This is a genomic window from Bradyrhizobium sp. P5_C11_2 (assembly GCF_054049755.1).
Genome location: NZ_JBFULT010000252.1, coordinates 1 through 10460, shown reverse-complemented (window position 1 = coordinate 10460; position 10460 = coordinate 1). Strand labels below are relative to the sequence as shown.

The window sequence follows — 10460 nt, the reverse complement described above, 5'->3', positions numbered from 1 at the left end:
GCAGATCTACAACGTGCTGGTCTGGCCGTTCGTGTGGGTCGCAGGGCCGGAGAATTCGAAATTCATCTACACGGCGCTGCTGGAATATTTCATCACCCAGCTCAAGCTCGCGCTGTTCGGCGCCGGCTTCATCTCGTTCCCGATCGTTGCGACGCAGATCTACAAGTTCGTGGCGCCGGGCCTCTACAAGCACGAGAAGCAGGCCTTCCTGCCCTATCTGGTCGCAACCCCGTTCTTCTTCGTGCTGGGCGCGGCGCTGGTCTATTTCGTCGTGCTGCCGATGCTGGTCCGCTTCTCGCTCGGCATGCAGCAGGCCGGCAGTGACGAGACCGCGCAGATCCAGCTGCTGCCCAAGGTCGGCGAATATCTGTCGCTGATGATGTCGCTGATCTTCGCCTTCGGCATCGCCTTCCAGCTTCCGGTGATCCTGACGCTGTTGGGGCGCATCGGCATCATCACGGCAAAGATGTTGCGGGAAAAACGCCGCTATTTCATCGTCATCGCCTTCGTCATCGCGGCCGTCCTGACGCCGCCGGATGTGCTGAGCCAGTGCTCGCTCGCGATTCCGCTGCTGGCGCTCTATGAGGGCTCGATCATCGCGGTGGGGATGGTGGAGAAGAAGGCGGCGGCCTCGCAGGCGTCCGCCAGCGCATCGTCGGACGCCAATCCGGCGGAGTAGGGCGCCCCATTCTCGGCCGTCATTCCCCGCGAAAGCGGGGAATCCAGTACGCCGCGGCCTCTCGGGGAATCACTGCCGTCTCTGGAATACTGGATCATCCGCCTTCGCGGATGATGACAGCCGTGCTAGGAGACGCGCCAATGTAAATTGTCAGCATAAATGTTGACCATCTACGCGCTCCCCAGGACCACGGCCATGCACGACATCAAATCGATCCGCGACAATCCGCAAGCCTTCGACGCCGGTCTCGCGCGGCGGGGCCTGAAGCCGTTGTCGGCCTCGCTGCTGGCGATCGACGAGACGCGGCGCGCGGCGATCCTGGCCTCGGAGCAGGCTCAGGCGCGGCGCAACGCAGCATCGAAGGAGATTGGCGACGCCAAGAAGGCGAAGGACGAGACGCGCGCGGCCAAGCTGATGGCCGAGGTCGCCGAGCTCAAGACCACGATGCCGGAGCTCGAGGCCGCCGCGAAAGCTGCGGACGAGCAGCTGACGAAAGAGCTGTCCGCGATCCCGAACATTCCGTTCGACGACGTGCCCGACGGCGTCGACGAGCACGGCAATTTGCAGCACCATGTGTTCGGCAACAAGCGCAACTACAGCTTTACGCCGAAGCTGCATGACGATCTCGGCACGGCGCTYGGCTACATGGATTTCGAGGCGGCGGCAAAACTCTCCGGCGCGCGCTTCGTCGTGCTGAAAAAGGGGCTGGCGCGGCTCGAACGCGCGATCGGCCAGTTCATGCTCGACCTGCACACGACCGAGCACGGCTATACCGAGATCAACCCGCCGCTCCTGGTGCGCAACGAAGTGATGTTCGGCACCGGGCAATTGCCGAAATTCGAGGACGATCAGTTCTGGGCGATCAAGGGCGAGCTCCTGGCCGCGCCCGATCACGAGCGGTTGCGCACGGAGCGTCTCGGCCTCATCCCGACCGCGGAAGTATCGCTCACCAACCTCGCACGCGAATCCATTCTCGACGAGAAGCAATTGCCGATGCGGCTCACCGCGCTGACGCCGTGCTTCCGCGCCGAGGCCGGTGCTGCCGGACGCGACACCCGCGGCATGATCCGCCAGCACCAGTTCACCAAGGTCGAGCTGGTCTCGATCACGACGCCGGAAGCGAGCAAGGACGAGCTGGAGCGCATGCTTTCGTGCGCCGAGCAGGTCTTGCGGAAGCTCGACCTGCACTACCGCGTGATGACGCTGTGCGCAGGAGACATGGGCTTTTCGTCGCAAAAAACCTATGACATCGAGGTCTGGATGCCCGGGCAGGGCGACGGCGGCATGTTCCGCGAGATCTCGAGCTGCTCGGTCTGCGGCGACTTCCAGGCGCGGCGCATGGATGCGCGCTCGCGTGGCCCCGACGGCAAGCCGCGCTTCGTGCACACGCTGAACGGGTCCGGCACCGCAGTTGGCCGCGCGCTGATCGCGGTGATGGAGACTTACCAGCAAGAGGACGGCTCGATTGCGGTCCCCGACGTGCTGCAGCCCTATATGGGCGGGCTGAAGGTGGTCGCGCGCGAGTAGGGCGCGATTGGCCGGCCGTAACGCGGAAACGTTTGGTTGCGAAGATCGGGCGGCCGGCTATCTTGTCGGCCACCCGACAACTCGAAACCCCCGTTCATGGCCTTGCACCGCGACATCTTCTGGGTCGGCAGACAATGGGCGGTGACGGGTGCCGGCATCCAGGCCGTCGACCAGCGCCTGCGTGGCGTGTTGGACATCGAGATCGCGCGGCTCTGGGACGACGCTCTCGTGCAGAGCCGGCGGGCCAAGCCCGGCGTCAACATCGACGATTTTGACGCGGCATTGACGACCGCGCGCACGCGCTATCCGCGTGAGCCGGCTCCGACGGTGGCCGACCTGTTGCCGGCGCCGCCCGCTGCCGCGGAGCTGCTCCAGGCCCGGCCGCCGGTTCCACCGGCCTTCGTGCTGCGTGCGGAAGGCAGGCTTGCGCGGTTCTTGCCGCAGTGGAGAATTCGCCGCTGAGAGGCCCATCGGCCAAGGCGGCGTCCGTTTGCCTGATCGGTCATAGCCGGATAAGACCAGCTTGAGACGACCCATGGAATCGAGCTGAGATATGCGCATTCTCTGCACCAATGACGACGGCATCCACGCCCCCGGCCTCAAGGTCGTGGAGGAAATCGCGCAGGCGCTGTCCGACGATGTCTGGGTGGTCGCGCCCGAGCTCGACCAGTCCGGCGTGTCGCATTCGCTGTCGCTGAACGATCCCTTGCGCCTGCGCGAAGTCGGCCCGCGGCACTTCGCGGTGCGGGGCACGCCGACCGACTGCGTCATCATGGGCGCGCGCCATATCCTCGGCGCCAAGCTGCCCGATGTCGTGCTGTCCGGGGTCAACAAGGGGCGCAACGTTGCCGAGGACGTGGTCTATTCCGGCACCATCGCCGGCGCGCTGGAGGGCACCATCCTGGGCATTCCGTCGTTCGCGCTGTCGCAGGAGTTCAGCGTCGAGACCCGCGACCGGCCGCAATGGGRCACTGCGCGCCAATTCGGGCCCGATATCCTGCGCAAAGTGATCAAGGCGGGGATCCCGAAGGACACCGTCATCAACGTCAACTTCCCGTCCTGCGCGCCGGAGGATGTCCTGGGCATCCGCGTGACCCGGCAGGGCAAGCGCAACCTCGGCTTCCTCAGGATCGACGAGCGCAGGGACGGCCGCGGCAATCCCTATTTCTGGATCGGCTTCGAGCGCGCGGCGATGATGGACACGCCCGCCGAAGGCACAGATCTGGCGGCACTGCGCGAGCGCTACGTCTCGGTCACCCCTCTCAGGCTCGACCGAACCAATGAGGCGTTTTCGGAGGCGCTGGGCGCGACGCTCAAGTAGCCGCTAGCCTGCAGCCCGGACGAAGCGAAGCGCAATCCGGGGCCTCGTGCCGCGCGGCTCCAATCCCGGATTGCGCTTCGCTCCATCCGGGCTACGGAGATCCGCTAGGCGCCGCGAAGCGCGGCCTCGATCGTCTTGCCGAGCGCGTCGAGCTGAAACGGTTTCTGGAGCGCCGGCCGGTCGCGATATTGCTCGGGCAGGCCCGAGGAGCCGTAGCCGGTCGCGAAGATGAAGGGGCAGCCTTTTTCCTTGATCAGATCGGCTACCGGCGAAATCACCTTGCCGTTGACGTTGACGTCGAGGATGGCGATGTCGAATTCGGTCGCCTGGGCAAGCCGCATCGCTTCGTTGATATCGCCGGCCTCAGCTGCGACCTTGTAGCCGAGCTCTTCGAGCATGTCCGCGACCATCATCCTGATCATGACCTCGTCCTCGACGAGGAATACAGAACGGCCCGAAAGCCTTGCCGCAGTCATAGCTGAGTCCTTGCCCATAGGGACAAACGTTCGCAGATAACGCTACAGGACGCAATGCGCGTTTGGGCGAACGGAAGCCTGCGAATGGTGATCGCCGCTGCTCCGTCGCAAGCCAATGTGTGGTCAAATGCTGCATCGAAAGTCTATCATGGGTTCCTGAGCCGGAACAAGATTCGGGCGCGAATACCTGCTGCACAAAACCTCGATCCGGATCTGACGAGACGAACACTGACAGCCATGACCTCCGATCATCACCCGCCGGAAAAGATGATGTTTCAGCTCACGCTGAGGCGTCGGGGCATTAGCGATCAGGCGGTGCTGCGCACCATGGAGGCGGTGCCGCGCGAGCTGTTCGTCGACGAGGCCGATCGCGCCGGCGCCTATCGCGACAGCGCGCTGCCGATTGCCTGCGGGCAGACCATCAGCCAGCCCTTCGTCGTCGCCTACATGACCGAGCAGCTTCAACTCCAGAAGCGGCATCGCGTGCTCGAGATCGGCACCGGCTCCGGCTATCAGGCCGCCGTGCTGTCGCGGCTCGCAGGCCAGGTGCTGACGGTCGAGCGCTACCGCAAGCTCGCCGACGCCGCACGCGCCAGGCTTGAGAAGCTCGACTGTCACAACGTCGAGGTGATGCTGGCCGACGGTCTCAACCTGCCCGCCAATATCGGGCCATTCGACCGCATCATGGTCACGGCGGYGATGGAGCAGATTCCGGAGAACCTGGTCGAGCGGCTCGAGGTCGGCGGCATCCTGATCGCACCGGTCGGCCCGCATCAGGGCGTGCAGACGCTGATCCGCCTAAGCCGCAGCGAGGCCGGGATCGAGCGCAAGGAACTCCTCGAGGTCCGCTTCGTGCCGGCGCTGCCCGGCGTGGCGCGGGAGCTGTAGAATTCCGGATCGGCTGTGCTGCCAACATCTTATTGGGAGGGTTAAGCCGTTATTTACTCGGCGCGTGTTTACTTAAAAGACCAGTTCTGTTGCGTACGAGTGAGTAACCATGTCTGTCGTCGCCGAGTTGCTTTACTCGCGCCGCGTACCGCAGGTCGCGGTGCTGGCGCTGATCTCCTTCAGCTTCGCAGGGTGCAGCGCCGACATGTCGTCGCGGCTGTCCCAGTCGAATTTCTCCAATCCCTTCGCGTCGGAAGCGACCGGCTCGGTGCAGCAGGCGCCCCCGCCGCAGCGTGAGCTGCCGCAATATTCGCGGCCGCAGACCCAGCCCGGCTATTATCAGTCTCAGCCGCTGCCGCCGCCGGCGGTTTCCGCGCCGCAATCCTATCCCGTTGCGGCGGGTGGCGGTGTGTCCGGGGGCGGACGTGGCGTCGGTTCCTATGCGCCGCCGGCACAGCCGCATCTCGAGACCACAGCCACCGTGCCGCCGCGCTCGGTCGCAGCCGCCCAGCCGGCCGGCGGGACCAAGATCATCGTCGGCACCAGCGATACGCTCGACGTGCTCGCCAAGCGTTATCACGTCACGCCGCAGGCGATCCTTGCCGCCAACGGCTACAAGGGCCCGCGTGCGCTCTCGCCCGGCCAGCAGCTGATCATCCCGCGTCCCGGCGCGACGGCTGCCGCACCCGCGCCGGCGATGGCTCCGGTTGCTGCCGCTCCGGTGATGGCGCCCGCCGCCAAGCCGGTTGCGGCCGTCGCTGCGCCGCCCAGCCTCCACTTCGTCAACCGCGGCGACACGCTCGCCAGCATCGCGCGCAAGAACCATATCTCGCCGGCCGAGCTCGCCCGCGCCAACGGCCTTGAGCCTTCGGCAAAGCTCAAGCTCGGCGCCAGGCTGACCGTGCCCGGCGCCAAGACCGCCGCGGTTGCGGCACCGCTTGCTCCGGCTCCCGTCGCGGCCGCCCCGGTTGCGGGTACCCTGCAGCCCGTTGCGGCCGCTCCGGCGCCCGCCACCAAGATGGCCGCCGTTGCCGCGCCGGTGYAGAGTGCCCGTCTGGCCCAGGCCACCGCCAATGTCGAAGAGAAGCCCGCCGAGACGCCGGCGAAGGCCGCGGAAGTCACCAGCGCGCTGCCGACTTTCCGCTGGCCGGTGCGCGGCAAGGTGATCACCACCTACGGCGCCAAGACCAACGGCAAGTCCAATGACGGCATCAATCTCGCAGTGCCCGAGGGTACGCCGGTCAAGGCGGCTGAAGATGGCGTCGTTGCCTATTCCGGCAACGAGCTGAAGGGTTATGGCAATCTGGTCCTGGTTCGGCACTCCAACGGCTACGTCACCGCATATGCCCATGCGAGTGAGCTGATGGTGAAGCGCGGCGATACCATCAAGCGCGGTCAGGTCATTGCCAAGTCGGGTCAATCCGGTGAGGTGGCGTCGCCGCAGCTCCACTTCGAGATCCGTAAGGGATCCAGTCCGGTTGACCCGCTTCAATTCCTGAACGGGGCGTGAGGCGCGAGCCTGAGAAGTAGGGCAGGCCACAACGACGCTGTCATCGCCCGCCTTGTGCGCAATTGCGCACTGGAGCGGGCGATCCAGTATTGCAGAGACAGCAGTCGCTGGGCCGAGACGCTGCCGCGAACTGTGGCGTAGATTAGCACGCAGTAAAATTCGGATTAATAAAAGTTTGGCGAATGCCGGAAGCGGATCGCGTTCATGCGAGTTCGCTCCGGCGGAATGTTTGTGCTTGCTCCTTTTCCGGCAAGCTCTCTGAATCCCGAACCATTCAAAATCGCTGAGTTCGTCGCGTAGGATTCGAGGTTCGGTGTCGGAGCCTGGAACGCGTTGGTCGCGGGATCAGGTTCGGCCTGAGGCTTTTGTGACCGGACCATCAAATTATCGAAGAACAACCCCGTGCAAAGTAGCCGATGGCTGCCGGTGCGATGTCCCAATGTTCTGAATCTGCTTCGGTTTCGATGGCGCAGCGGACAGGGCAGGGCTTGCTGGTGACCCAGCGCCGTCGTGAATGTCCCGACCTGGAACCCTTGATCTAGATCAACCTGGAAGAGTGGCGTTCCGTTTCGGTAGCAGCGCACGCCAATGACGCTCGGGTCCGGAGATCGGCATGAAGCTGGCTGATACGAAATCGTCGCCTGATTCCGGACAATCGTACCAGCATCCAGCAGGCGAGGGGATGCTGTATGTGCCGGGCGGCACGTTTCGCATGGGTTCGGATCGGCACTATCCGGAGGAAGCGCCGGTCCACCGCGTCACCGTGGATGCGCTCTGGATGGATCGCCATCCAGTGACGAACCGGCAATTCAAGGCGTTCGCCAAGGCTACCGGCCACGTCACCGTTGCCGAGATCGCGCCCGATCCAAAGGACTATCCCGGAATTCTCCCGCATATGATCTACGCGGGCTCGCTGATGTTCGCTCCGCCCGCGCATCCGGTCAGTCTCCGGGACTTCAGCCAATGGTGGACCTTCGCCAAAGGCGCGAACTGGCGGCATCCCTACGGGCCGGGCAGCGACATCCGTGGGCTGGACGATCATCCCGTGGTGCATGTGGCCTTCAGCGATGCGCTCGCCTACGCAAGATGGGCTGGCAAGGATTTGCCGACCGAAGCGGAATGGGAATTTGCGGCGCGCGGCGGGCTGGATGGCGCCGAGTTCGCATGGGGAGATGAATTTGCGCCTGGGGGCCGTCACATGGCCAACACCTGGCAGGGCGAATTTCCACGCCAGAACACCAGGGACGATGGATACGAACGGACATCGCCGGTCACCGCATTCCCGCCGAACGGATACGGGCTGCACGATATGATCGGCAACGTCTGGGAATGGACGTCAGACTGGTATTCGCCTCGGCATGAAGCCGACGCTGCAAAAGCCTGTTGCATTCCAGAGAACCCGCGCGGCGGCCGCGAGGCCGATAGCTACGACCCAAGAACGACCAACGTGAAAATTCCACGGAAGGTCATCAAAGGCGGCTCGCATTTGTGCGCGCCGAATTACTGCCGACGCTACAGGCCGGCTGCGCGGCATGCGGAGCCGGTCGACACATCCACGAGTCATCTCGGCTTTCGGTGCGTCAGGCGAGGAGCCTTTGATGCATCATAAATAGGGAGCGTAACCATGTTGCGTACCATATTGCCCGCCAAGCCATGCAAGACACCTAGTTGGCACAAGCGGTCCTGCGCATCGCTGCTTGGCGCGACGATGTTGATGTCGCTGTCCGGGCCGGCCAGCACGCCGGCAACCGCACAGCCGGCCCAGAAACCCAATATCCTCTTCATCATGGGCGACGACATCGGCTGGATGCAGCCGAGCATCTACCACCGCGGCCTGATGGTCGGCGAGACGCCCAACATCGATCGCATCGGCAACGAAGGCGCGATCTTCATGCACTATTACGCCGAGCAGAGCTGCACGGCCGGCCGCAATGCCTTTTTCACCGGCATGAATCCGCTGCGCACCGGCATGATCCCCCCGCAACTGCCTGGTAGCCCGTCCTATCTGCGGCCCGGTACGCCGGCGCTCGCCAAATTCCTGCTCGATCTCGGCTACAACACCGGCGAGTTCGGCAAGAACCATCTCGGCGATCACACCGACGCACTGCCGACCGCGCATGGTTTCCAGGAATACTGGGGCTACCTGTATCATCTCGATGCGATGCAGGGCGTGAGCTTCCCGGACATCAACAAGTCCCCGACCCAGCAGACGGTCGCTCCGCCATGCAAGAATACGCCGATCCCAGGCATCCCGGAGGTACCGGGCGCGGTCGATCCGCTAACGACCGTTTGCCTGACGCCTCCGCGCAACGTCCTGTCGTGCAAGTCGGATGGTACATCCAGGACTCAGCAGTGCGTCGATCAGGGCCCGCTGACACTCGAACGATCGAAGGGTGTCGACGAGGAAATTTCGGCCAAGGTTATCGACTTCATCGATCGCAACGACCCGAAGACGACGGGCAAGCCTTTCTTCGTCTGGTACAACCCGGCGCGTATGCACGTCACGACCGTGCTGAACGACAAGTACATGGCCATGGTCGGCGAACCCGGCGGCAAGGACTGGGGCGTCAACGAAGCCGGCATGAAGCAGATGGATGACAACATCGGCTACGTGCTGAAGAAGCTCCAGGACATGGGCCAGCTCGACAACACGATCGTCGTGTTCACCACCGACAACGGTGCTGAGACGTTCACCTACCCGGACGGCGGCACGACCCCGTTCAAGGGCTCGAAGATGAACACCTGGGAAGGCGGCATGCGCGCTCCGTGTGTCATTCGCTGGCCGGGCGTCATCAAGCCTGGAACGGTCAAGAACGACATCTTCGCGTCGCTCGACTGGCTGCCCACGCTTGTCAACATCGCGGGCGGAGCCAAGGGCGATGCTCTGAACAAGCGGATCATGGCCGGCGCCTATCCGGGCATCGTCAAGACCAAGCTCGATGGCGTCGACCAGACCGAGTACCTTTCCGGACGTTCGGAAAAGTCGGCGCGCGACACCTTCTTCTACTATTCCAGCAGCCATCCGTCGGCTGTGCGCTACAAGAATTGGAAGATGTATTTCGCGATCGCGCCCGAAACCGCGACGGGCTTCCTCTCCCCGGGAGTCCAGACCCAGTTCGCAGCTGGCATGGTCAACCTCAAGCGCGATCCATTCGAGACGTCGTGGGGCGATGAGAAAAAGGCGAGCTTCTGGTTCAGCGGCGCGCTCGCCGGGCCGGTCACGGCTTACATATACGACTGGAACCTGCTGCCCATCGGGCAGGTGCTGTGGCTGAAGGAGCTGGAATCCTACAAGGAGTTCCCACCCCTTCAGGATCCCGCGAGCTACAACCTGGATCAGGTCATGGAACAGCTCAAGAAGGGTCAGGGGCACCCGAGCCAGTAACTCGGATCCTTGCGGGTGATGCGGGCGCCCCACGGGCGCCCGCCGACGGAATAGCGAGCAAAGCGATAAGGGCCCGCGCGGGGCCGGCCGGCACCTCCACAAGCCATTTCGGCTTCCGATGCATCAAGCAAACAGAACCAATTGCGTCACAACAGAGAGGCGCGCGTCATGAGCAACAAGCTTCCGCCAGGCGATTCCCACGACGCCACTCCGCAATCGGGCAGCGGAATGAAACGCCGCGATCTCTTGCTGAGCGGGAGTTCTCTTGTCGCCGCTTCGGCACTCTCCGCGGTCGGGCTGACAAGTTCTGCGCAGGCGCAGCAGCTAACACCGTCACCCGCGCCAGCGGGGCAGCGGCCGAACATCGTCGTCATCATGGGTGACGACATCGGCATGTGGAATATCGGCGCTTATCACCGCGGCCTGATGGCTGGCCGGACGCCCAATCTCGACAAGCTCGCCGCTGAAGGCATGCTGTTTACCGATTACTATGCCGAGGCGAGTTGCACGGCAGGTCGCGCCAACTTTATCACCGGTGAGCTGCCAATCCGTACCGGCATGACCACGGTCGGCCAGGCCGGCGCAGCCATCGGCATACCCGCGCAGGCGGTGACGATTGCCACCGCGCTGAAGGGAATGGGCTACGCCACCGGCCAGTTTGGCAAGAATCACCT

10 protein-coding genes are annotated in these 10460 nt (G+C 63.9%); 9 read left to right on the top strand and 1 reads right to left on the bottom strand.

All coding sequences use genetic code 11. From position 1 onward, the window contains the following. The 4 genes from tatC to surE form a co-directional block, all read left to right on the top strand. Positions 1-679: twin-arginine translocase subunit TatC (gene tatC / locus ACXJL8_RS22405; protein ID WP_456685605.1), on the top strand; the 679-nt coding region annotated here is incomplete at its 5' end. Between the two features lie 195 nt (positions 680-874). Then, positions 875-2206, top strand: coding sequence for a serine--tRNA ligase (serS, locus tag ACXJL8_RS22400; RefSeq protein ID WP_456685604.1), 1332 nt, complete (start codon positions 875-877; stop codon positions 2204-2206). A 96-nt stretch (positions 2207-2302) separates the two neighbouring features. Then, on the top strand, positions 2303-2668 hold the full coding sequence (locus ACXJL8_RS22395; RefSeq protein ID WP_456618832.1) for a hypothetical protein: 366 nt from the start codon (positions 2303-2305) through the stop codon (positions 2666-2668). Between the two features lie 91 nt (positions 2669-2759). Continuing rightward, positions 2760-3527, top strand: a complete 768-nt coding sequence (gene surE / locus ACXJL8_RS22390; protein ID WP_456685603.1) for a 5'/3'-nucleotidase SurE — start codon at positions 2760-2762, stop codon at positions 3525-3527. A 104-nt stretch (positions 3528-3631) separates the two neighbouring features. On the opposite strand, the gene ACXJL8_RS22385 is transcribed toward surE, so the two are convergent. Continuing rightward, positions 3632-4003: a response regulator gene (locus ACXJL8_RS22385; RefSeq protein ID WP_456618834.1), complete on the bottom strand. Its 372-nt coding sequence runs from the start codon at positions 4001-4003 to the stop codon at positions 3632-3634. A gap of 237 nt (positions 4004-4240) precedes the next feature. Here ACXJL8_RS22385 and ACXJL8_RS22380 point away from each other — a divergent pair, with 237 nt between their 5' ends. The 5 genes from ACXJL8_RS22380 to ACXJL8_RS22360 all read left to right on the top strand — a co-directional run. Further along, positions 4241-4891, top strand: coding sequence for a protein-L-isoaspartate(D-aspartate) O-methyltransferase (locus ACXJL8_RS22380; protein ID WP_456685602.1), 651 nt, complete (start codon positions 4241-4243; stop codon positions 4889-4891). 109 nt (positions 4892-5000) lie between these two features. Next, positions 5001-6401 (top strand): peptidoglycan DD-metalloendopeptidase family protein, encoded by a 1401-nt coding sequence (locus tag ACXJL8_RS22375; protein ID WP_456685601.1) that lies wholly within the window; start codon positions 5001-5003, stop codon positions 6399-6401. A 613-nt stretch (positions 6402-7014) separates the two neighbouring features. Beyond that, positions 7015-8010: a formylglycine-generating enzyme family protein gene (locus tag ACXJL8_RS22370; protein ID WP_456618837.1), complete on the top strand. Its 996-nt coding sequence runs from the start codon at positions 7015-7017 to the stop codon at positions 8008-8010. 105 nt (positions 8011-8115) lie between these two features. Next, positions 8116-9786 carry an arylsulfatase gene (locus ACXJL8_RS22365; protein WP_456619079.1) on the top strand — a complete coding sequence of 557 codons (1671 nt, stop codon included), beginning with the start codon at positions 8116-8118 and terminating at the stop codon, positions 9784-9786. 228 nt (positions 9787-10014) lie between these two features. Then, a partial coding sequence (locus ACXJL8_RS22360) for a sulfatase-like hydrolase/transferase (protein ID WP_456685606.1) occupies positions 10015-10460 on the top strand: 446 nt, incomplete at its 3' end.

Excerpts from the sequence above, each read along its gene's own strand:
- ACXJL8_RS22365 (WP_456619079.1), top strand. The coding sequence starts at position 8,116 with ATGTCGCTGTCCGGGCCGGCCAGCACGCCGGCAACCGCACAGCCGGCC.
- ACXJL8_RS22385 (WP_456618834.1), bottom strand. The coding sequence starts at position 4,003 with ATGACTGCGGCAAGGCTTTCGGGCCGTTCTGTATTCCTCGTCGAGGAC.
- ACXJL8_RS22395 (WP_456618832.1), top strand. The coding sequence starts at position 2,303 with ATGGCCTTGCACCGCGACATCTTCTGGGTCGGCAGACAATGGGCGGTG.
- ACXJL8_RS22370 (WP_456618837.1), top strand. The coding sequence starts at position 7,015 with ATGAAGCTGGCTGATACGAAATCGTCGCCTGATTCCGGACAATCGTAC.